Source organism: Streptomyces sp. NPDC005494 (genome assembly GCF_042872025.1).
Lineage (GTDB): Bacteria > Actinomycetota > Actinomycetes > Streptomycetales > Streptomycetaceae > Streptomyces.
The window spans coordinates 1-21,658 of sequence record NZ_JBIAJR010000019.1 but is presented as its reverse complement, the minus strand read 5'-3'; the positions used below and the strand labels follow the sequence as shown (position 1 = coordinate 21,658).

Sequence of the window (21,658 nt, the reverse complement as noted above, 5' to 3'; positions counted from 1 at the left end):
TACGTCCTCCCACGAACAAACAGAAACCGGGGTACGCATCCCGTGAAGGATCCGTACCCCGGTCAACCGTATCGCCTTACGCGTCGGCGCCCGTCCCCTGCGCGGCGACCTTGCGCTCCACGGCGGCCTTCACCAGGCCGGCGAAGAGCGGGTGGGGGCGCGTCGGGCGGGAGCGCAGCTCCGGGTGCGCCTGGGTGGCGACCAGGTAGGGGTGCGCCTCGCGCGGGTACTCGACGTACTCGACGAGCTTGTTGTCCGGCGAGGTGCCGGAGAAGACCAGTCCGGCCTTCTTCTCCAGCTCCGCGCGGTAGCCGTTGTTGACCTCGTAGCGGTGGCGGTGGCGCTCCTCGACGTACGGCTCGCCGGCGTAGGCCTCGCGGACCAGGGAGCCCTCGGCGAGCTTCGCCGGGTACATGCCGAGCCGCATGGTGCCGCCGAGGTCGCCCGCGCCCTCGACGTAGGCGAGCTGCTCCTCCATCGTCGAGATGACGGGGTGGGCCGTGGCGGCGTCGAACTCGGTGGAGTTGGCGTCGGTGATCCCCGCGAGGTTCCGCGCGGCCTCGATCACGATGCACTGGAGGCCGAGGCAGAGGCCGAGCAGCGGCACCTTGTTCTCGCGGGCGTACTGGATCGCGCCGACCTTGCCGATCACGCCGCGCTCGCCGAAGCCGCCGGGGATGCAGACGGCGTCGACGTCACCGAGCTGCTTCGCGGCGCCGGCCGGGGTCTTGCAGTCGTCGGACGCGACCCACTTGACCTTGACGCGGGCCTTGTTGGCGAAGCCGCCGGCCCGGATGGCCTCGGTGACCGAGAGGTAGGCGTCCGGCAGGTCGATGTACTTGCCGACCAGGGCGACGGTGACCTCGTGGTCGGGGTTGTGGACGCGGTCCAGCAGGTCGTCCCAGGTGGTCCAGTCGACGTCGCGGAACGGCAGGTCGAGCTTGCGGACGACGTAGGCGTCGAGGCCCTCGGTGTGCAGCACCTTGGGGATGTCGTAGATCGACTTGGCGTCCACGCAGGCCACGACCGCCGCCTCGTCGACGTCGCACATCAGCGAGATCTTGCGCTTGATGGCGGTCGGGACGTCACGGTCGGCGCGCAGCACGATGGCGTCCGGCTGGATACCGATGTTGCGCAGGGCGGCGACGGAGTGCTGGGTGGGCTTGGTCTTCAGCTCGCCGGACGGACCGATGTAGGGCAGCAGCGAGATGTGCACGACGAAGACGTTGTCGCGGCCCACCTCGTGGCGGACCTGGCGGACCGTCTCCAGGAAGGGCAGCGACTCGATGTCGCCGACGGTGCCGCCGACCTCGGTGATGACGACGTCGACGTCGTCGGTCGCCATGCGGCGGATGCGGTGCTTGATCTCGTTGGTGATGTGCGGGATGACCTGCACGGTGTCGCCGAGGTACTCGCCGCGGCGTTCCTTGGCGATGACCGTGTTGTAGACCTGGCCGGTGGTGACGTTGGCCGAGCCGTCGAGGTCGACGTCGAGGAAGCGCTCGTAGTGGCCGATGTCCAGGTCGGTCTCGGCGCCGTCGTTGGTGACGAACACCTCACCGTGCTGGAAGGGGTTCATCGTGCCGGGGTCGACGTTGAGATAGGGGTCGAGCTTCTGCATGGTGACCCGGAGGCCACGTGCCTTGAGCAGGGCACCCAGGCTGGAGGCAGTCAGACCCTTGCCGAGGGAGGAGGCGACACCCCCGGTGACGAAGATGTGCTTGGTCGTCGTGGATGTGGGCTGCATAGCCAAAGGGGGCTCCCGTGGTCGCGATCGTGAGGTGCGTTCCGGCGAGCCTCACGGAGATTTCCGGAGGTGCCGTCGCTGCGGTTCGGGGGCCTCGTCCACTGTCGGGACGACCACCGGTCCACGGGCTACCAGGGTAACAGCGACGGAGGGAGGCTGCTTCCGGCCATGCCCCGTCCCTCGCGGGCACAAGATCACCACACTCGTCGCGAGTCCCACCCATAACTGGTGACAGAGGGCGGACAACCTGCAGACAGTCGCGCGGATCTCCCAGGTGCGTCGTATCCTGCTCGGACACTCGCTGCCGAGTTGGCCGGCCCAGCGGCTCCACCCCAGCCCGCTCACCCGTGCAAGAGCTCGTCGGTTCTATTACAACGACCCCTTGACCAGTAGTTAGCGCCCTGCGGGGCGACATGGCCGTTCGACTGGAGAAGCACGTGGCCGGGCGCATCGAGGATTACGCACTCATCGGAGACATGCAGACCGCTGCCCTGGTCTGCCGGGACGGCACAGCGGACTGGCTGTGTCTTCCCCGCTTCGACTCCCATGCAATTTTCGCCGGACTTCTCGGCACCGAGGAGAACGGTTTCTGGCGGATCGGTCCCGCCCGCCCCGAGGGGGCGGAGCCTCCGCCGGCGGACCGGCGCCGTTATCGCGGCGACTCACTCGTCCTGGAATCGGAGTGGGACACCGACCGCGGTACGGTCCGCGTGACGGATTTCATGCCGCCGCGTGACGGCGCGCCGCAGCTCATCCGTATCGTGGAGGGTGTGAGCGGCCGGGTTCCGATGCGCTCCGAGCTCCGGATGCGTTTCAGTTACGGACGCGTCACCCCGTGGGTCCACAAGGTCGACGGCCGCACGGTGGCCGTCGCGGGCCCCGACTCGGTGTGGCTGGACACCGACGCGGAGACGTACGGCCAGAATCTGACCACGTACTCCGACTTCGCCGTGTCCCCGGGCGACCGGATCGCCTTCACGATCAGCTGGCAGCCCTCGCACCACGAGCCGCCCGCCATGCCGGAGCCGGAGGGCTCCCTGGAGGCCACGGAGACCTTCTGGCGCGAGTGGGTCGAGCACTGCACGTACCACGGCCCCTACCGTGAGGCGGTCGTCCGCTCGCTGATCACCCTGAAGGCGCTCACCTACGCCCCGACCGGGGGCATCGTCGCCGCACCGACCACCTCGCTCCCCGAGGACATCGGCGGCTCGCGCAACTGGGACTACCGCTACACCTGGCTGCGCGACGCGGCGATCACGCTCTCGTCCCTGCTGCGCACGGGTTACCGCGAGGAGGCCCGCGCCTGGCGCGAGTGGCTGCTGCGGGCCGTGGCGGGCGACCCGGAGAATCTTCAGATCATGTACGGCATCGCGGGCGAGCGCGAGCTCGGCGAGGCGGAGCTGGACTGGCTTCCGGGTTACGAGAACTCCGGCCCGGTGCGGGTCGGTAACGGCGCGGCGAACCAGCTCCAGCTCGACGTCTACGGCGAGGTCACCGAGGCCCTGCACCTGGCGCACATGACGGGTCTGACCCGCAACGACTACGCCATGGGCCTCCAGCTCAAGCTGATCAGCTACCTGGAGAAGCACTGGGACGAGCCCGACGAGGGCATCTGGGAGGTGCGCGGCCCGCGCCGGCACTTCGTGCACTCCAAGGTCATGGCCTGGGTCGCCGTGGACCGGACGATCAAGCTGATCGAGTCCGGGGACACGGAGGGCCCGCTCGAGCGGTGGTACCAGCTGCGGGACGACATCCACCGCGATGTCTGCGAGCGGGGCTACGACCCGGAGCGCAACACCTTCACGCAGTCCTACGGCTCCAAGGAGCTGGACGCGTCGCTGCTGCTGATCCCGCAGATGGGCTTCCTGCCTCCGGACGACAAGCGGGTCATCGGCACGATCGAGGCGATCCAGCGCGAGCTGTCCACGGAGGACGGTTTCGTCCTGCGCTACCCGACCGAGGGTGAGGACGCGGGTGTGGACGGCCTGGAGGGCGACGAGGGCGCGTTCCTGGCCTGCTCGTTCTGGCTGGCGGACGACCTGGCGATGATCGGCCGGGTCGACGAGGCCCGCCGGCTCTTCGAGAAGCTGCTGTCGCTGCGCAACGACCTCGGCCTGCTGGCCGAGGAGTGGGACTCACGTCTCCAGCGTCAGGTGGGCAACTTCCCGCAGGCGTTCAGCCATGTGCCGCTGATCGACACGGCGCTCCGGCTGACGGCGAGCGGGGCGTACGCCGGCTGACCCCACGGGGTGGGGTGTCACGGGGCCCGGCCCTGTGGCACCCGCAGGGGTGTGACGGGACCGACCCTGTGGAACGGCCGATGTCCCTGGCCGGGCCTACGATGGGAAGGTCCTGTTCAGGCCCTGCGAAGGGGGCACCACATGACACCCCCCACCCCTTTGACGGACGCCGCCCTGACCGGCCTGCGCTCCGATTTCTCCGGTGAGGTCCACGCACCCGGCGACCCGGGCTACGACGAGGCACGCACCGTCTTCAACAGCATGATCGACCGCAGACCGGCCGTGGTCGCCCAGTGCGCGGACGAACCGGATGTCGCGCGGGCGCTGCGCTTCGCGCGCGACCACGAGCTGGAGGTCGCCGTGCGCGGGGGCGGCCACAGCGTGGCGGGCATGGCTCTGAGCGAGGGCGGTCTGGTGATCGATCTGCGCCGGATGAGCGGAGTCGGTGTGGACCGGGACGCCATGTCCGCCCGCGTCGGCGGCGGCGCCGTCATGAGCGATCTCGACCGCGCCACCCAGCCCTTCGCCCTGGCGACCACGGGCGGCCGGGTCTCCACCACCGGGGTCGGTGGCTTCACCCTGGGCGGCGGCTCGGGCTGGCTGGAGCGCGCATTCGGCCTGGCCTGCGACAACCTGCTGGCCGCCGATGTCGTGACGGCGGACGGCACCACGGTCCGCGCGAGCGCGGACGAGAATCCGGAACTGTTCTGGGCCCTGCACGGCGGCGGCGGGAACTTCGGTGTGGTCACCTCGCTGACGCTGCGGCTGCACGACCTGCCCGCGATGAACATGGCGCTGCTCCTCTTCCGGCCGGAGCGGGGGCCCGAGGTGGTCCGTACGTACCGGGACGTGATGGAGTCGGCCCCTGACGCCGTGGGCGGCGGCTGCATCTATCTCACCGGCCCCCCGGAGGAGTGGGTGCCCGAGGCCATGGTGGGCCGTCGCGCCTGCGCGGTACTGCTCACCTACGCCGGCCCGGAGGCGGAGGCGCACGACGTGGCGGCTCCTCTGCGCGCGCTGGGGCCCGACGCCGAGGTGATCGACGCGGTCGCGTACGCGGATCTGCAGTGCATGCTCGACGACCCGCCCGGGATGCGGAACTACTGGTCCGCCGAGTATCTGCGAGGCCTGCCCGACGAGGCGGCGGCGGCCTTCTGCGCCGGCGGCGAGACGATGCCCGTCCCCACCGGCACGCAGCACGTGCTGTTCCCGATGGGCGGGGCGGTGGCCCGGGGGCCCGCGGACTACCCGCTGCCCTGGCGTACCTCCCCGTGGGCCGTCCATCCGTTCGGCGTGTGGGAGAGCCCGGCCGACGACGAGCGGGCCAAGCGGTGGGTGCGCGAGGTGCGGGCCGCGGTGATGCCGTGGGCGAGCGGGGACGTCTACCTCAACTTCATCGGGCGCGAGGGCCAGGAGCGGGTGGTCGCCGGCTTCGGGGAGCAGGCCTACGAGCGGCTGTCACGCGTCAAGGCGCGCTACGACCCCGACAACGTGTTCCACCTGAACCACAACGTGAAGCCCGCCGTCGCCCTGGTGTGACGTGCCGGGCCGGGCCCGGTAGCTTCCTGACCGGGGCGTTCGCCCCGTCACGGGCGAGCGGGAACACGAGGCCGGATCAGTGGGCGCAGAGGGCGGCACAGAAGGCGGGATCACCGTACGGCGGGCGCTCGAGCTGCCGGGGCTGCGCGCCGGCCTGCCCGAGGTACTGACGTGTGAGGACCGCCTGGACCGCGCGGTGCGCTGGGTGCACGCCGGTGAGGCACCCAATCTCCCGGCCCTGCTCAAGGGCGGGGAGCTGCTGCTCACGACCGGGCTCGGGATCGGGTCCCGGCCCGCCGAGCAGCGTGCGTTCGTGCGCAGGCTGGCCGACAGCGGCATCGCGGCCCTGGTGGTGGAGCTCGGCCCGCGCTTCAGCCGGCTCCCCGCGGCGATCGTGGACGCGGCGCGGACGGCGGGACTGCCGCTCGTGCAGCTGCACCGTGAGGTGCCGTTCGTGGCGGTGACCGAGGCGATCCACACGGAGATCGTCAACGGCCACTACGCGCTCCTCCAGCGGGCCGAGGAGGTCCACCGCCGGTGCACGCAGGCGGTGCTGGGCGGCGGAGGCGTGCCGCAGGTCCTGGGGATCGTGGCGGACTTCGCCGCCAACCCGGTCTTCCTGGAGACCCCGGACGGCGGCCTGCTGTTCGCGGCGGGACCCGGGACCGGGCCGGTGGGCGCCGATCCGCTCCAGGTCTGGGAGGGACTGCGCGGAGCCCGCGAGGCCCGGGAGGCACCACCGGCCGGCGCGGTCCTGGTGGACGTCCCGGGCGGCGGGCCGGGCACCGGTGCCGTGCGGGCCCGGCTGGTGCTGCTCCCGGTGTCGGGGCCGCTGGTGGCGGTGCACCGGATGGCCGCGGAGCGGGCGGCGGGCATCGTCGCCGTCGTGCTGATGCAGGCCCGTCAGGAGGAAGAGGTGGCGGCGCGGGGGCGCGGGGACTTCCTCACCGATCTCGCCGAGGGGCGGGTCGCTCCGGGTGACGCGCCCGCGCAGGCCGGGGTGCTGGGGTTCAGACCGGGCACGGATCAGCTGCTGCCGGTGGTGATGCGGCTCTCCCCCGGGTCGGCGCCCTCGGGCAGCTGGGCGCTGCTGGCCCGCGCCGTGACGGAGGAACTCGCCGCGGTGGGCGTCCCGGTGCTGGTGGGGGTGCGGCCGGTCGAGGGCCGGGTCCCGCTGCTGCTGGCCCTGCGCTCCGGGACCGCACGGCCGGCGCTGGCGGACCGGGTGGCGGCGGCGCTGCGGGCCGGCGCGCACCGGGCGGGGCTGGAGGGGACCGGAGGCCGTACACCGGTCGTCGTGGTGGTCGGCGCGCCGGGCGGATGGGCTGCCGCCGGGGCGGGGCTGCGGCACGCGGCGGAGGCGGCGACGGCGGCGCAGGGACTCGCGGAGCGCCCCTGGTTCGACGCGCGAAGTCTTGACATCGACCTGCTGCTGTGGCGTTTGCGGGACCACCCGGACCTGGCGTCCTTCGTGGACCGGGCGATCGGGCCGTTGCGCGAGCACGACCGGACCTCGCGTCCCGAGCTGCTGCCCACGCTGGAGGCGTATCTCGCCCATGCGGGCCGCAAGGCGGAGGCGGCGCGAGATCTGCATCTGAACCGGCAGACCCTCTACAACAGGCTGGCCCGGATCGGCGAGCTGCTCGGCACCGATCTGGACGACCCGCAGTCGGTGCTCGCGCTCAGCCTGGCCCTGCGGGCACGCCGTCACACCGCCTGAGCACCCCGGCGCACCGCCCTGGGTTCGGGCACATCACCCGAGGCACCGTCACACCGCCCGAGCACCGCGACGCACCGCCCTGGGTTCGGGCACATCACCCGAGGCACCGTCACACCGCCCGAGCACCCCGGCGCACCGCCCTGGGTGCGGGCACATCACCCGAGGCACCGTCACTCCGCCCGAGGCACGCGCCCGTGGCCGCCGTCCCGGTCAGCCCGGTGCTTCTCCGCCAGTCGCCCTGGACAGGTTCCTCTCCGTCACGGCACTGTCCGCCCTCGCCCGGCAGCAGCTGGTCTGTGCGGCCGCCGACGCGGCCGTTCCCGGCCGGGGCCTGCCCGTGAAGGTGTCAGGCTATGACGGGTCGTCCGGTCCGGAGGACTGCACCGTGTGACTCCGGCCGCCCCCCGGCCGCTCGGGTCGCGGGCGGAGCGGACCCGCGGGGGCGACGCCGGGCGGACCCGCGAGGAGACCGCTCAGGCGCGGTCGACCGTGAGGGGCTGCGCCAACTCGTCGTAGACGGAGAGCACATGGGCGATCGTGTCCTCCTCGGTGGGCCAGCCCGCGGCCTGGGCGCGGCCCGCGTCGGCGAGCCGTGCCCGCCGGCCGGGGTCGGCGAGGAGCTGTGCGACGGCGCCGGAGAGTGCCGGGGCGTCGCCGTACGCCACCAGGTCCGCCGCGTCGCCGACGAGCTCGGGCAGTCCGTCGGAACGGGTGGCGACCACCGGGACACCGAGCCGCAGCGCCTCCTGGGCGAGTGAGGGGCCGGCCGCCCCCCGGCCCGCCACGAGGGCGAGGTCGGCGGTGGAGAGGAGTTCGGCGAAGCCGTCCCGGGCGTCGGTGAAGGCGACGGGCAGCCCCTCCTCCACGGCCCGGCTCCGCAGGGCACCGGCTTCGGGGCCCTCCCCCGCCACGACCAGCAGGGGTGCGGGGTCGAGCGCCTGCCACTCGCGAGCGGCGTCCAGGAGCACGCCGTGGTCGGGCTGGGCCACCGACACCAGCAACGGCCTCCCCACGGCTCCCAGTTCGGCGCGCAGCTTGCCGTCGTCCGCGGCACCGGGGAGACGGCCCGCCGGGACCGGCGCCGGGGCGAGCCTGGCGTCCCTGGCTCCCCGGCGGCGGGCCCGGTCGACGAGGTCCCACGACGTACCGAGCACGACGGCCGCCGCGCGGGCCGCCCTGCGCTCCAGCATCCGCTGGAGCCTGGCCCGGGCGCCCTCGACGTCCGCGCTGGTGTGCCAGGTGACGACCAGCGGGGTGCCCCGGCCGCTGAGCGCGAGCCCGGCGCGCAGGGCCGCGTGGAGTCCATGGGCGTGGACGATGTCCGCGCCCGTGCACGCCGTGCGGAGGGCGGCGAGTGCCGCGGGGTCGCTGCGGCGGGGCACCGCGACGAAGAGGGCGCCGGTCGCGGGGAGGCCGTGGGCGCGGCCCGTCCCGGCCGGGGCGCAGACGGTGACCTGCACCCCCCTGGCGATCAGACCCGCCGCGAGCGAACTGACATGAGCGCTGCTTCCGGCACCGCCGCCCAGTACTTGGACCGTACGCAGCTGTGACACGTTGATCGGCTCCCGGGGCTCCCGAGTCGGTGAGGGGTACAGCGCCAAGGATGCCAGTCCGTACGCACGTTCCGGGACCGACGAAACGTTCTTCCCGCCGTCACGGCGACAGCGGGCCGAGCCACCCCACTCGTACGAGTGAGATGCGAGGCGTGGAGCTGACGCCGGCGGCCGGCTATCCGTCGGCCCGCGCGGTCTCCAGCAGTTCCTCGGCGTGCGCCCTCGCCGTCTCGGAGTCCTCCTGGCCGGCCAGCATCCGGGACAGCTCCCGCACCCTGTCCTCGCCCTCCAGGACGGTGACACCGCTCCTGGTCACCGATCCGTCCACCGTCTTCTCGACCAGGAGCTGCCGGTCGGCGAAGGCCGCCACCTGCGGGAGGTGGGTGACCACGACGACCTGGGCGGACCTGGCGAGCTTGGCGAGCCGCCGGCCGACCTCGACCGCCGCCTTGCCGCCGACCCCCGCGTCGACCTCGTCGAAGAGATAGGTCGGCACGGGGTCGGAGCCCGCGAAGACCACCTCGACGGCGAGCATCACCCGGGAGAGCTCACCGCCGGAGGCGCCCTTGGCGATCGGACGGGGCTGGGCACCGGGGTGCGGCGCCAGCAGGAGCTCGACCTCGTCCGCGCCGGAAGGCCCGTAGAGGACGCTCCGGCCGCCGATGTCGATGCCGGAGGCCTCGTCGGGCGCCTCCGTCTGCCCGATGGCGAAGGAGACCCGGGCGTGCGGCATCGCGAGCGAGGCCAGCTCCTCGGTGACGGCAGCCGCGAAACGGGCCGCCGCCTCGGTCCGGGCGTCGGTCAGTTCCTGCCCGAGGACGGAGAGTTCCGCGCGCAGCGCGTCACGCTCCGCGGTCAGCTCGCCGATCCGGTCGTCGTCGCCCTCCAGCTCGGTCAGCCGGGCGGCACCCTCCTCGGCCCAGGCGAGCACGGCGGTGATGTCCTCGCCGTACTTGCGGGTGAGCGCGGTGAGCGCGGCACGGCGTTCCTCCACCGCGGCGAGGCGCAGCGGGTCGGCGTCCAGCTGGTCGGCGTACCCGGCGAGTTCCCCGGCCACGTCCCCGAGCAGGATCGAGATCTCGCCGATCCGGTCCGCGAGTGCGGCCAGCGCGGGGTCGTGCGCCCGTACGGCGTCCAGGGACCGGCCGGCGGCGGCCACCACGGTGGTGGCGTCCACGCCCTCCTGGTCCTCCGGGTCGCCCGCGAGCGCCGCGTGCGCGAGTGCGGCGGCGGAGGCGAGCGCCTCGGCGTGCCCGAGCCGCTCGGCCTCGGCCGCGAGCTCGGTGTCCTCCCCGGGCAGCGGCTCCACCGCGGCGACCTCGTCGAGGCCGAAACGCAGGAGGTCCGCTTCCTGGGCCCGCTCCCGGGCCCGCGTGGTGAGTTCGTCGAGCTCGGTGACGACCGCGCGCAGCCGGCGGTAGGCGGCCGCGTACTTGGTGTGCGGTACGTCCACACCGTCGCCCGCGTAGCGGTCCAGGGCCTGCCGCTGCCGCGCGGGCTTGAGCAGACCCTGCTGATCGGTCTGGCCGTGCACGGCGACGAGCTCGTCGGCGAGCTCGGCCAGCACACCCACGGGTACGGATCTGCCCCCGAGATGCGCGCGCGAACGCCCTTCGGCCGAGACCGTACGGCTGACGAGCAGCGCACCGTCCTCGATCTCGCCCCCGGCCTCCTCGGCGCGTACAGCCGCCGCGTCGCCCGGGGACACCGTGATCCGCCCCTCGACGACCGCGGCCTTGGCACCGATCCGCACCAGGGCGGGGTCGGCGCGCCCGCCGAGCAGCAGCCCGAGGCTGGTGACGACCATGGTCTTGCCCGCGCCGGTCTCACCCGTCACCGCGGTGAAACCGGGTGACAGCTCCACCACCGCGTCGTCGATGACTCCGAGCGACCGTATCCGCATCTCCTCCAACACGGACATGACCTTACGAGGTCCGGCGGCCCGTGTGCGACGGGCCCCGGTGTCCGATTCACTCCCGCGGGTGTGGACACCGCCCCGGACAGCCGTCCCGCGCATCAGTGCGGAGCGCCCCGCCAGCCCTGCACAGGCAGCGCGAACTTGGCCACGAGACGGTCGGTGAACGAGGCCCGGTGCAGCCGGGCGAGGCGTACGGGCACGGCGCCGCGCCGCACCTCGACCCTGCCCCCGGCGGGCAGCTCGACGGTCCGCCGCCCGTCGCACCACAGCACCCCGTGCGGGGTGTGCGGCTGGACCTCCACGGCCAGGACCGAGGTGGGCGAGGTCACGAGCGGCTTGGCGAAGAGCGCGTGGGCGCTGATAGGCACCATCAGCAGGGCCTCGACCTCGGGCCAGACGACGGGGCCGCCGGCCGAGAAGGCGTAGGCGGTCGAGCCCGTCGGCGTGGCGCAGACGATGCCGTCGCAGCCGAAACCGGTCACGGGACGGCCGTCGATCTCCAGGACGACCTCGAGCATCCGTTCGGGCGAGACCTTCTGCACGGCGGCTTCGTTGAGCGCCCAGTCGGTGTGCACGACGTCGCCGTTGCTGCGCACGACGACGTCGAGCGTCATCCGCTCCTCGACCTGGTACGCCCGGCTGACGACGCGCTCGACGACCTGGTCCAGGTCGTCACGCTCCGCCTCGGCGAGGAATCCCACCCGTCCGAGGTTGACGCCGAGCATCGGCACCCCGGAGGCGCGGGAGATCTCGGCGCCGCGCAGCAGAGTCCCGTCCCCGCCGAGCACGATCAGCAGCTCGCAGCCGTCCACGGCGTCAGGGGTCGCGTCCGTGACGGTCTGCACGGACGGCGGCAGCGGCAGGTCCTGTGCCTCCGCGGCCAGCACCCGGACGCCGAGGCCGTTGCGCAGCAGGCCCTGGACGACGAGCTCGGCACTGCGGATCGCGGCCGGACGGCCGGTGTGCGCGAGCAGGAAGACGGTGCGTTCCGCGTCCCCGGGCTGTTCGGCGCTCCCGGGTCGTTCCTCTTCCCCGGGCTGTCCCACGTTCCCGGGTCGTTCCTCTCGCCCGGGCTGTTCCACGTTCCCGGGTCGTTCCTCTTTCCCGGGCTGTCCCACGTTCCCGGGTCGTTCCTCTCGCCCGGGCTGTTCCGCGTTCCCGGTCTGTGCCGCATGCGTCGTCAACGGGGCCCCTCCGCCACTGCACGGTCGACATCCGCGGGATCCAGCTCAGGTGCTCCGGCCCGCAGCCACAGAAAGTACTCGACATTTCCCGACGGCCCGGGCAGCGGGCTCGCCGTCACCCCCTGCACGCCGAGGCCCAGCAGACCGGCCCGGCGCGCCACCTCCCGTACCGCTTCGGCCCGCAGCTCGGGGCTGCGGACCACACCGCCGCTGCCGAGGCGCTCCTTGCCCACCTCGAACTGCGGCTTGACCATGAGCACCAGATCGGCGTCGGGGGCCGCGCAGCGCGCGAGCGCGGGCAGCACCAGACCGAGCGGAATGAAGGACAGGTCCCCTACCACCAGGTCCACCGCCTTCCCGTCGATCTGCTCCAGCGTCAACTCCCGTACGTTGGTACGGTCCTTGACGGTGACGCGTTCATCCGACTGCAGGGACCAGGCGAGCTGGCCGTAGCCGACGTCCACGGCCACGACGTGGCCGGCTCCGGCCCGCAGCAGCACATCGGTGAAGCCGCCGGTCGAGGCCCCGGCGTCCAGCGCCCGCCGTCCTTCGACTTTCAGCCCCAGCGGCCCGAACGCTGCGAGGGCGCCGGCGAGTTTGTGCCCGCCGCGCGAGACGTACTCCGGGTCGCTGTCGTCCTTGACGACGACGACGGCGGCGCTCGTCTCGACCTGGGTGGCGGGTTTGGTCGCGGTGTTGCCTCCTACGGTCACCCGCCCCGCTGCGATCAGCTGGCTCGCGTGCTCGCGCGAGCGGGCGAGCTTACGGCGTACCAGCTCGGCGTCGAGGCGGCGACGTGCCACTCCTGCCACGTTCGGTTCAGCTCCTGTTGTCGTGCGCGGGCGTCGGTGCGGGTGCGGGCCGGGCGTCCAGCGCGGTCAGCTCGTCGCGCAGCCCACGGTGTACATCCTCGTACACCTCGTGGTGGCCGGCCGCCGCGAGGTGGTCCGCATCGGCCAGCCGCTCCAGCCGCGCGTCGACACCGGCGTGCCCGGTGGGGGTGCGCGCGACACCGAGGGGTGCGGGCGGTGCGGGGTCGAAGGAGGGCTCGGGCGGCGCGGCGGGCGGTGCCGCGGCAGCTTCGGCCGCCTCACCCTGCTGCGCCGTCTCCGGACCCGGCATCCAGTCGCTCATGCGGGAACGCTACCCCGAAGGGCCGGTGTACCGTCGGTGACGATGGCGACCATGGCGGAGTGCCGCAGCGCACTCGACACACTTTCCGACAATCTGGCGGGCGCGGACGGCGACGTTCGCGGTGCCGCCGCCCTCGACCGCTCGCTGAGCTGCCACATCAGGGATCTGGACGTCACGTTCACCGGACGGCTGTCGGACGGCAGGATCACGGTGCTGGACACACTGGAGGGCCCACCCCGGGAGAAGGCCGAGATCCGGCTCGCGATGACGGGCGACGATCTGGTGGCCATGGTCGGCGGTGAGCTGAACTTCGCGAAGGCCTGGGGGTCGGGGCGGGTCCGGCTGGAGGCGGGCTTCCGCGATCTGCTGAAACTCAAGTCACTCCTGTAGCCGGTCGGCCCGGGTGCGGCGCCTTCCCCGGGGCGCACGGGGCGGGGCGCACGTGCGCCAGGAGCCCCGGCGCACCCCCGTGGGCGCTCGGGCGTGCCCCCCGCGCTCAGACGGCGACCTCGGTGCGCTTCCTGCGGGCGGCCGGGATCACGAGGGGCGTTCCCGTCTCGGGGTCGTCGATGATCTGGCACCGCATGCCGAACACCTCCTCCACGAGCTGCGCGGTCACGACGTCGCCGGGGGCGCCCTCGGCGACGATCGTGCCGTCACGCATGGCGATGAGGTGCGTGGCGTACCGGGCGGCGTGGTTGAGGTCGTGCAGCACGGCCACCAGGGTGCGGCCCTGGCTCTCGTGCAGCTCGGCGCAGAGGTCGAGTACGTCGATCTGGTGCTGGATGTCCAGATACGTCGTCGGTTCGTCGAGCAGCAGCAGCGGGGTCTGCTGGGCGAGCGCCATGGCGATCCAGACCCGCTGGCGCTGGCCGCCGGACAGTTCGTCGACGTAGCGCTCGGCGAGCTCGCCGACGCCGGTCGACTCCATCGACTCCTTCACGATCCGCTCGTCCTCCGGCGACCACTGCCGCAGCAGACCCTGGTGGGGGTAGCGGCCCCGCGCGACCAGGTCGGCGACGGTGATGCCGTCGGGGGCGATGGAGGACTGGGGCAGCAGGCCCAGGGTCCTGGCGACCTTCTTCGCGGGCATCCGGTGGATGGACTGCCCGTCCAGCAGGACGTCTCCGCCGCTCGGCCGCAGCATCCGGGAGAGGGCGCGCAGCAGGGTGGACTTGCCGCAGGCGTTGGGCCCGACGATGACCGTGAAGGAGTTGTCGGGTATCTCGACCGACAGGTTCTCGGCGATGGTCCGCTGGTCGTAGCCGAGGGTCACCGATTCCGCGGTGAGGCGCTGCATGGTCGTACTCCCGGATTCGAGGGGGTTGGTCCGCGGGGTGTCCGGCGTACCCGGTTTCATATGCGTCCCGCCCTGCGCTCGGTCACCAGGAGCCACAGCAGGTAGCAGCCGCCGAGCACCCCCGTGACCACGCCCACGGGGAGCTGGCGGTCACCGAAGGCGTTCATGGCGGTCCAGTCGGCGACGAGCAGCAGGGCTGCGCCCGTGCCCGCCGCGGCGGCCAGGTTGGGGCCGGGCGCGCGGGTGAGCCTGCGAGCGACCTGCGGGGCGCTGAGGGAGACGAAGACGATGGGCCCGGCGGCCGCGGTCGCGACGGCGACGAGGAGCACTGCGCAGCCCAGCAGGACGAGCCGGGTACGTTCCACCCGCACGCCCAGGGCGTGGGCGGCGTCGTCGCCCATCTCGATCATGCGCAGCGGTCGCCCGTACCCCAGGATCACGGGTATCAGGAGGCAGCAGACGCCCAGCAGGGGCCAGACCTGCGCCCAGTCCCGGCCGTCCAGGGAGCCGGTCATCCAGACGACCGCGCGGGTGGCGTCGACGAGGTTGGCCTTGGTGATCAGGAAGTGCGTCGCCGCGGTGAGCATCGCGGCGGCACCGATGCCGACGAGGACGAGCCGGTAGCCGTGCACGCCGCGCTTCCAGGCGAGCAGGTAGACGGCGGCGCCGGTCAGCAGGCCTCCTCCGACGGCGCCGGCGGCGACCGCGGTGGGGTCGCCGTGGAACAGCACGATCACGACGAGGGCGCCGACCGCGGATCCCTGGCCGAAGCCCAGCACGTCGGGGCTGCCGAGCGGATTGCGGGAGACGCTCTGGAAGACGGCCCCGCCGATGCCGAGCGCGGCGCCGACGAGGAGCCCGACCAGGACCCGGGGCAGCCGCAGTTCGGTGACGATGAACTCCTGCTGGAAGGTGCCGTTGCCGAACAGGGTGGTGACCACCTGGCCCGGTGACATGGCGAAGTCGCCGCTCCCGATGAGCACCACGGCCGCGAACGCCGCCGCCGCGAGCAGCAGCGCGATCACGACGAGTGCGCGGACGTCCACCCGGAAGGAGAGCCCGCCGGCCGTCCGCACGGCACGGACCGTCCTGGTGGTGTCCTGCGTGGCCTTCACAGCTGGGCCATCCTCTTGCGTCGTACGAGATGGATGAAGACGGGCCCGCCCAGCAGCGCGGTGACGATGCCGACCTGGAGCTCGGACGGGCGGGCCACGACCCTGCCCACCACGTCCGCGCCGAGGAGCAGCACGGGTGCGAGCACGGCGGCGTACGGCATGATCCACCGCATGTCGGGCCCCGTGATGGTGCGGACCAGGTGCGGGATCATCAGCCCGATGAAGACGATCGGCCCGCAGGCGGCGGTCGCGGCCCCGCAGAGCAGGGTGACGGCCACCATCGCGAGGACGCGGGTGCGGGTCAGGTGTGCGCCGAGCGCCCTGGCCGTGTCGTCGCCCATCTCCAGTGCGTTGAGCGGCCGGGCGATGAGCAGGGACAGCAGCACCCCGAGCGCGATGAACGGCCACACCTTGCCGACGGTCTCCGGATCGGCGGAGGCCAGCGACCCGACTGTCCAGAAGCGCAGCCGGTCCAGCGCCGCGGCGTCCAGCAGCTGTACGGCGTTGACGTAGCCGTACAGCGCGGCGGTGACCGCCGTACCGGCGAGCGCGAGCCGCACGGGGTTCGCGGACCGGCTGCCGCCGAGCAGGTACACCGCCACGGAGACGATCGCGGCCCCGGCGAACGCGAACCAGACGTACCCCGTCAGCGAGGTGACGCCGAAGAAGCTGATGGCCGACACGACGGCCGCGGACGCCCCGGCGTTGACGCCCAGCAGTCCGGGCTCGGCGAGGGGGTTGCGGGTCAGTGCCTGCATCACCGCACCGGCGAGCCCCAGCGCGGCTCCGACGATCAGGCCGAGCACCGTACGCGGGACCCGGACATCGCGGACGAGGACGTCGCCGTTGGTCCCCGTGTGGTGGAACAGGCCGTGCCATACGTCGGAGAGCGGAAGGGCCTTCGCGCCGACCGCGATGCTCGCCAGACACACCAGCACCAGCAGGCCTACGGCGACCAGCAGGCCCGCGGCGCGCATCGCGTGGCGCCCGGCGCGCGCGGGCTCGCCGGGCGCGGCCGCGCGGCCGGAACTCGATTCGGGGGGACTCTCGGTCAACACCAGGTTAGGCTAGCCTATCCTCCAGTCGGCCCCACTCCTCGGTGCCCGGGGGGCGCCCGGCGCCGGAACCCATCGGTGCGGGGGCCTCACGCGGCTCCGGAACCCGTCGGTGCGGGGGCCGCACCCCGGCTCAGAGCCCGTCGTCCCTCGGCCGCACGCGGCTCTAGAGGCCCAGCCTCGCCACGGCTTTCCCCGAGTCCAGGCCGCACCAGGCTCCAGAGCCCCGTCGGTGCGGGGGCCGCTCCCGGCTCCGGAACCCCCTCGGTGCGGGGGCCGCACCCGGCTCAGAGCCCGTCGTCCCTCGGCCGCACGCGGCTCTAGAGGCCCAGCCTCGCCACGGCTTTCCCCGAGTCCAGGCCGCACGCACCCTCCCCGGCGTGCGTCCACGCCGCCCCGCACAGGGCGCGCAGCCCGTCGATCGCGTCCCCCTCGCCCTCGACGGCGAGGGCGTCCTCGCGTACCTCGGCGGTCCAGCCACCGCAGCGGAAGACACCGCCCTCGACGGTCACCTCGGGCTGGCCGGTGAGCAGGCCCCGCAGATCCCGGTCGACGAAGGTCGGGCGGTACTTGGGCTCGGCCGCGAGCAGCTGCGCGGCGTCGGTCACCCCGGTCAGCACGAGCAGCGAGTCCACACCGCCGTTGAACGCGCCCTCGATGTCGGTGTCCAGCCGGTCTCCCACGACCAGCGGCCGCTCGGCCCCGGTCCTCAGCACCGTCTCGCGGTGCATCGGCGGCAGGGGCTTGCCCGCGACCTGGGGTTCGGCACCCGTCGCGATCCGTACGACCTCCACCGCCGCGCCGTTGCCCGGCGCGATGCCCCGTGCTCCGGGAATCGTCAGGTCCGTGTTGGACGCGAACCACACCGCCCCGCGCGCGATGGCGTACGCGGCCTCGGCGAAGCGGCCCCACGGGAGATCGGGCCCCCCGAACCCCTGGGCCACGGCGACCGGCTCGTCGTCGGCCGACTCCACCGGCACCAGGCCACGCTCGCGCAGGGCGACCCGCAGGCCCTCCCCGCCGACCACGAGCACCTTGGCACCGGACGGCAGCTGATCGGACATCAGCCGGGCCACCGCCTGCGCGGACGTGATCACGTCGGACGGCTCGGCCGGCACCCCCAGCTCCGTCAGGTGCTCGGCCACGGCGTCCGGGGTCCGCAGGGCGTTGTTCGTCACGTAGGCCAGGTGCATGCCGCCCTCACGGGCGGCGCCCAGCGACTCGACGGCGTGGACGATCGCATGCCCGCCCGCGTACACCACCCCGTCGAGATCGAGCAGGGCCGTGTCGTACGCCTCGCTCAGCGCCGCGCTGCTGCCGAGCGGCCGGGACCTGTACTGCTGACTCATATGCGTGCGCTCCTCTTTCCATGCCTCTCCCCCGATCATCGCGCATCACGGAAGCGCACATACGATGCCCGGATGAACACAACCGGGCACGCCGTCGGCCGGGGACTGCGGCTGATCCCCTTCCGCGGACTGCGGTACGTTCCCGAGCGGGTCGGCAGCCTGGCGGCGGTCACCTCACCTCCGTACGACGTGGTGGTGCGGCCCGACGGGCTGCACCACCTAGAGTCCTCGGACCCGCACAACATCGTGCGGCTGATCCTCCCGCAGGCGGGCACGGCCACCGCGCGCAACCGGCAGGCCGCCGACACCCTGAAGCGCTGGCTGACGGAGGGCGTCCTCGCGCCTGACCCGGTGCCCGCGCTGTACGTCTACGAGCAGCGGACCGGCGACACGCTCCAGCGGGGAGTGATCGGCGCCCTGGCCCTCTCCCCCGCGTCGGAGGGCGTGGTACTGCCGCACGAGGACGTCATGGCCGACGTGGTGGCGGACCGCGCCGACCTGATGCGCACGGCCGGCGCCCACCTCGAACCGCTGCTGCTGAGCTACGCGGGTGACGGCGGGCGGAACGGCGCGACGGCGGTGATCGAACGTGTGGTGCAGCGCCTCCCGCTGCTCACCACGACGACCGAGGACGGCGTCGGCCACCGCCTCTGGGCGGTCACCGACCCCACCGAGCGTGCGGAGATCCAGTCGGACCTCTCCCACCGCCAGGCCCTGATCGCCGACGGCCACCACCGCTGGGCCACCTACCTCCGGCTCCAGGAGGAACAGCCCGGCCCGGGCCCTTGGGACTTCGGTCTCGTCCTGCTCGTCGACACGGCCCGCTATCCGCTCCAGGTCCGCGCGATCCACCGTCTGCTGCACCGGCTGCCGGTCTCGCAGGCCCTGAGCGCCCTCGACGGCCGCTTCCGCGTCCGGTCCGTCGAAGGGCCTCTGCCCCGGGCCCTCGACGTACTCGCGGAGGCATCCACGGAGGGCAACGCCTTCCTGCTCGCCGGCGACGGCCACTTCCGTCTGATCGACCGGCCGGACGACGACCTGCTGTCCCGCACGGTCCGGTCCGACCGGCCGGAGGCATGGCGCGCGCTCGACGCGACGGTCCTGCACTCCACCCTGCTCGACGGCGTCTGGAAGATCCCCGACGCCCCGGAGCACATCGCCTACATCCACGACGCGTCGGCGGCGGTCGAGCAGGCCGAACGGCACGGCGCCACGGCGGTGCTGATGCATCCGGTACGCGAGGACGTGGTGCGGGACCTGGCCCGGCAGGGCGTCACCATGCCCCGCAAGTCGACTTCGTTCGGCCCGAAGCCGGCGACGGGACTGGTGCTGCGCAGTCTGGACATCGGCTGAGGCACCACGTGAGCCCGACAGTTGCCGGCCATGCACGGTGACGGGCTGACCGGCTGACGGGCTGACCGCCTGACAACGCTTCTGACCGGCGTCGGGCTTGCGCATCGCGTCCGGAACGAGAAAAGGGCGGCACCCGTGGTGGGTGCCGCCCCTCTCCGTCCTACGTCACATCAGCGCTCAGGCCTTCGCGGGCCCGTCCTCGTCGCTGTCCTGCCCGTCCTCTGCGGCCGGTGCGTCGCCCGGCTCGTCGGCCGGCACGTCGGTGTTCTCGTCGGTCGCCGTGTCGATGCGCTCGTCGGTCGCCGTCACGTCGGTGCGCTCGTCGGCCGATTCCTCGTCCTCACCGAGCGCGTCGACGAATTCGACGCCGTCGAGTTCGGCGAGGCGGTCGGACGCGTCGGTCGCGCCGTCCTTGTCCGCCTCCAGGGCCTTGCCGAACCACTCACGGGCCTCGTCCTCGCGGCCGGCCTCGAGGAGCGCGTCGGCGTAGGCGTACCGCAGGCGCGGCGTCCACGAGTGAACCGCGCTGGAGGCGAGCTCGGGGCTCTGCAGCGTGACGATCGCGGCGTCGATCTGCCCCATGTCCCTGCGCGCTCCGGCGGCGACCAGGCGCATCTCCACCTGGCCGGCCTTGTCCAGCTTCTGCACCTCGGGCTCACCGGCCATGGCCATCGCCCTCTCGGGACGGCCCAGTCCACGCTCGCAGTCGGCCATCACGGGCCACAGTTCCACGGAACCGGTCATCCGGCGCGAGGCGCGGAACTCCGCGAGCGCCTCCCCGTACTTCTGCGTGGCGTATGCGGCGAAGCCCGCCGCCTCACGCACCGCGGCGACCCTGGACGCCAGACGCAGGGCGATACGCGAGTACGCGTAGGCCTGCTCGGGGTCCTCGTCGATGAGACGGGCGACCATGACGAGGTTCCGCGCGACGTCTTCGGCGAGGGTCTTCGGCAGGCTCAGCAGCTCCTGCCGAACGTCCTTGTCGATCTCGTCGCCGGTGACGTCGTCGGGGATGGGGAGCCGCTTGACGGGCTCGCGGTCACGGTCGTCGCGTCCCTGGTAACCGCCACGATCGTCGCGCCCACGGTAGCCACCACGGTCGCCGCCCCGGTCGTTGTCACGACGCGGCCCACGGTCCCGGTCGCCGCCACGGAAACCGCCACCGGATCCACCACGGCTGTCGTCGCGGCGGAAGCCACCGGGGCGGTCGTCGTCGCGGCGGGGGCCGCGCGGACGGTCGTCGCGGTGCTCGAAGCCGCCGCTGGGACGGCCACCACGGTCATCACGACGCTCAAAGCCACCACCGGGACGGCCACCACGGTCATCACGACGCTCAAAGCCACCGCTGGGACGGCCGCCCCGGTCGTCGCGCTGGCCACCGCGGTAACCGCCACGGTCGTCGTCACGGCGCGGGGCACGGTCGTCGCGCCGGAAGGTGCTCGACCGGTCGTCGTCGCGGCGCGGACCACGCTCACGGTCGTCACGGCGGAAGCCGCCACCGCCGGTACCGCTGCCACGGCTGTCGTCGCGGCGGAAGCCACCGGGACGGTCGTCGTCGCGGCGGGGGCCGCGCGGACGGTCGTCACGCCGGTCGAAGCCACCACCGGGACGGCCACCACGGTCATCACGACGCTCAAAGCCACCACCGGGACGGCCACCACGGTCATCACGACGCTCAAAGCCACCACCGGGACGGCCACCACGGTCATCACGACGCTCAAAGCCACCGCTGGGACGGCCACCACGGTCGTCACGCTGGCCACCGCGGTAACCGCCACGGTCGTCGTCACGACGCGGGGCACGGTCGTCACGACGGAAACCGCCACCACCGGTGCCGGCACCACGGCTGTCATCACGACGGAAGCCGCCACCGCCGGTACCGCTGCCACGGCTGTCGTCGCGGCGGAAGCCACCGGGACGGTCGTCGTCGCGGCGGGGGCCGCGCGGACGGTCGTCACGCCGGTCGAAGCCACCGCTGGGACGGCCACCACGGTCGTCATCACGACGCGGGGCACGGTCGTCACGACGGAAACCGCCACCACCGGTGCCGGCACCACGGCTGTCATCACGACGGGGGCCGCGGTCGCGGTCGTCGCGGCGGAAACCGCCACGGTCATTGTCTCGACGAGGCGCTCCGGACCGGTCGTCACGGCCGCCTCGGAAGCCGCCCCTGTCACCACCGTCCCGGCGACGCGGCTCGCGCTCCGGACGGTCGTCGGAAGAGTTGGTGGACATGGGGGTGACTCCTGTCATCGGGTACCACAGACATTCTCGCGCAGCCGACCAAACGACGCGCTTCGGCACAAAAAAGGACCCTTGGTCCCAGCATGAACGCTGGGACCAAGGGTCCTGAAAGATTGTTCGGCGGCGTCCTACTCTCCCACAGGGTCCCCCCTGCAGTACCATCGGCGCTGAAAGGCTTAGCTTCCGGGTTCGGAATGTAACCGGGCG

General features: G+C 72.9%; 17 protein-coding genes and 1 rRNA gene. 6 read left to right on the top strand and 12 right to left on the bottom strand.

Going from position 1 to position 21,658, the window contains the following annotated elements:
* Positions 1–76: 76 nt before the first annotated feature.
* Positions 77–1,747, bottom strand: a complete 1,671-nt coding sequence (locus ACFYQ6_RS33980; RefSeq protein WP_361586639.1) for a CTP synthase — start codon at positions 1,745–1,747, stop codon at positions 77–79.
* Between the two features lie 437 nt (positions 1,748–2,184).
* Between ACFYQ6_RS33980 and ACFYQ6_RS33975 the strand changes: the two genes are divergently transcribed.
* The 3 genes from ACFYQ6_RS33975 to ACFYQ6_RS33965 all read left to right on the top strand — a co-directional run bounded on the left by ACFYQ6_RS33975 (position 2,185) and on the right by ACFYQ6_RS33965 (position 7,246).
* Entirely contained in the window at positions 2,185–3,987 is a 1,803-nt protein-coding gene (locus tag ACFYQ6_RS33975; RefSeq protein WP_361586674.1) for a glycoside hydrolase family 15 protein, read from the top strand.
* A 141-nt stretch (positions 3,988–4,128) separates the two neighbouring features.
* Positions 4,129–5,526: an FAD-binding oxidoreductase gene (locus ACFYQ6_RS33970; RefSeq protein ID WP_388766692.1), complete on the top strand. Its 1,398-nt coding sequence runs from the start codon at positions 4,129–4,131 to the stop codon at positions 5,524–5,526.
* A 79-nt stretch (positions 5,527–5,605) separates the two neighbouring features.
* A complete protein-coding gene (locus ACFYQ6_RS33965; RefSeq protein WP_361586645.1) occupies positions 5,606–7,246 on the top strand; it encodes a PucR family transcriptional regulator in 1,641 nt (546 codons plus the stop codon).
* Between the two features lie 473 nt (positions 7,247–7,719).
* On the opposite strand, the gene ACFYQ6_RS33960 is transcribed toward ACFYQ6_RS33965, so the two are convergent.
* From ACFYQ6_RS33960 to ACFYQ6_RS33940, 5 genes are all read right to left on the bottom strand, one after another.
* Entirely contained in the window at positions 7,720–8,799 is a 1,080-nt protein-coding gene (locus ACFYQ6_RS33960) for a glycosyltransferase family 4 protein (RefSeq protein WP_361586647.1), read from the bottom strand.
* 175 nt (positions 8,800–8,974) lie between these two features.
* Positions 8,975–10,720, bottom strand: a complete 1,746-nt coding sequence (gene recN, locus ACFYQ6_RS33955; protein WP_361586650.1) for a DNA repair protein RecN — start codon at positions 10,718–10,720, stop codon at positions 8,975–8,977.
* Positions 10,721–10,815: 95 nt separating this feature from the next.
* Entirely contained in the window at positions 10,816–11,763 is a 948-nt protein-coding gene (locus ACFYQ6_RS33950) for an NAD kinase (RefSeq protein WP_361586653.1), read from the bottom strand.
* Positions 11,764–11,897: 134 nt separating this feature from the next.
* Complete coding sequence (locus ACFYQ6_RS33945; RefSeq protein WP_361586656.1) at positions 11,898–12,713, bottom strand: TlyA family RNA methyltransferase; 816 nt, start codon at positions 12,711–12,713, stop codon at positions 11,898–11,900.
* Positions 12,714–12,720: 7 nt separating this feature from the next.
* A complete protein-coding gene (locus ACFYQ6_RS33940) occupies positions 12,721–13,035 on the bottom strand; it encodes a hypothetical protein (protein ID WP_361586658.1) in 315 nt (104 codons plus the stop codon).
* A gap of 42 nt (positions 13,036–13,077) precedes the next feature.
* Between ACFYQ6_RS33940 and ACFYQ6_RS33935 the strand changes: the two genes are divergently transcribed.
* Positions 13,078–13,425 carry an SCP2 sterol-binding domain-containing protein gene (locus ACFYQ6_RS33935; RefSeq protein ID WP_356740416.1) on the top strand — a complete coding sequence of 116 codons (348 nt, stop codon included), beginning with the start codon at positions 13,078–13,080 and terminating at the stop codon, positions 13,423–13,425.
* Positions 13,426–13,531: 106 nt separating this feature from the next.
* On the opposite strand, the gene ACFYQ6_RS33930 is transcribed toward ACFYQ6_RS33935, so the two are convergent.
* The 4 genes from ACFYQ6_RS33930 to ACFYQ6_RS33915 form a co-directional block, all read right to left on the bottom strand.
* A complete protein-coding gene (locus ACFYQ6_RS33930; RefSeq protein ID WP_361586661.1) occupies positions 13,532–14,335 on the bottom strand; it encodes an ABC transporter ATP-binding protein in 804 nt (267 codons plus the stop codon).
* Positions 14,336–14,391: 56 nt separating this feature from the next.
* Entirely contained in the window at positions 14,392–15,450 is a 1,059-nt protein-coding gene (locus ACFYQ6_RS33925) for a FecCD family ABC transporter permease (RefSeq protein ID WP_388766688.1), read from the bottom strand.
* Positions 15,447–16,427: an iron chelate uptake ABC transporter family permease subunit gene (locus ACFYQ6_RS33920; protein ID WP_361586676.1), complete on the bottom strand. Its 981-nt coding sequence runs from the start codon at positions 16,425–16,427 to the stop codon at positions 15,447–15,449. Before ACFYQ6_RS33920 ends, ACFYQ6_RS33925 begins: the two co-directional genes overlap by 4 nt.
* Before the next feature lie 398 nt (positions 16,428–16,825).
* The gene (locus tag ACFYQ6_RS33915; protein WP_361586667.1) at positions 16,826–17,854 is read right to left on the bottom strand and encodes an HAD hydrolase-like protein; all 1,029 of its coding nucleotides are present in this window, start codon (positions 17,852–17,854) and stop codon (positions 16,826–16,828) included.
* Positions 17,855–17,926: 72 nt separating this feature from the next.
* On the opposite strand from ACFYQ6_RS33915, the gene ACFYQ6_RS33910 reads away from it, so the two are divergent.
* Positions 17,927–19,207 carry a DUF1015 domain-containing protein gene (locus ACFYQ6_RS33910; protein WP_361586669.1) on the top strand — a complete coding sequence of 427 codons (1,281 nt, stop codon included), beginning with the start codon at positions 17,927–17,929 and terminating at the stop codon, positions 19,205–19,207.
* Between the two features lie 177 nt (positions 19,208–19,384).
* On the opposite strand, the gene ACFYQ6_RS33905 is transcribed toward ACFYQ6_RS33910, so the two are convergent.
* On the bottom strand, positions 19,385–20,167 hold the full coding sequence (locus ACFYQ6_RS33905) for a hypothetical protein (RefSeq protein ID WP_361586679.1): 783 nt from the start codon (positions 20,165–20,167) through the stop codon (positions 19,385–19,387).
* 285 nt (positions 20,168–20,452) lie between these two features.
* On the opposite strand from ACFYQ6_RS33905, the gene ACFYQ6_RS33900 reads away from it, so the two are divergent.
* Entirely contained in the window at positions 20,453–21,538 is a 1,086-nt protein-coding gene (locus ACFYQ6_RS33900; RefSeq protein ID WP_388766718.1) for a hypothetical protein, read from the top strand.
* Between the two features lie 28 nt (positions 21,539–21,566).
* Here ACFYQ6_RS33900 and rrf read toward each other — a convergent pair.
* Positions 21,567–21,658 (bottom strand): 5S ribosomal RNA (rrf, locus tag ACFYQ6_RS33895); the annotation flags it as partial.